1 protein-coding gene is annotated in these 683 nt (G+C 36.0%); it reads left to right on the forward strand.

Features of this window, described 5'->3' with window-relative positions; genetic code table 11:
* Positions 1-446 (forward strand): SIR2 family protein (locus tag QTO00_RS20515; RefSeq protein ID WP_331426381.1); only part of this gene is annotated, 446 nt, incomplete at its 5' end.
* Between the last annotated feature and the right edge of the window lie 237 nt (positions 447-683).

Here is a 683-nt window from a genome sequence, read left to right on the forward strand (position 1 = left end):
CGCTAAAACATTACGGTAAAGAATTTATAAAAATTGCGTCTGTATCTGATATGACTGAGATAAGAAAAGACCAAACACAAGTCATTAAATTTCATGGAGATTTTGATGATGATGAGTCAATAGTCCTCGATGAATCAAGTTACTTTGAGCGACTAGAATTCGAATCGCCTTTAGATCTAAAACTTAGAGCTGATGTACTTGGAAAAACTGTTCTTTTCATTGGTTATAGTCTATCTGATATCAACATAAGGCTTCTATTCTATAAATTATCAAAACTGTGGAAAGGTAATTACTGTGGAGGAGCCCAGCCTAAGTCTTATGTGTTTTCCCCACGTCCAAACCCTGTGCAGGAAGCAGTTCTCGAGCAATGGGGGATCAATATGATTAATTCAGAAATTGATCACCCTGGTAAAGCACTTGAAGAGTTCTTAAAGCAATTTATATAACGTTCTAGACTCCTTAAAATTAACTCTAGGACCATCATCATAAGTTTGACGCGAAAAAACACAAAACTTAACCACTTTTGGTTAGATAAGGATATCGAGCTATGAGCAAATCAAATAGTGAACCTAAACGATATTTTCGAAGGAACCGTCACCGTCAGCAAACGCGAAATAACTCAACTAATGCTTTAGAAAGCTTACTATTAGAAAGCCGAGATATTCGGTTAGAAGTAAAAGAGC

It is taken from the genome of Vibrio sp. M260118, from assembly GCF_036533755.1.
Classification (GTDB): Bacteria; Pseudomonadota; Gammaproteobacteria; order Enterobacterales; family Vibrionaceae; genus Vibrio.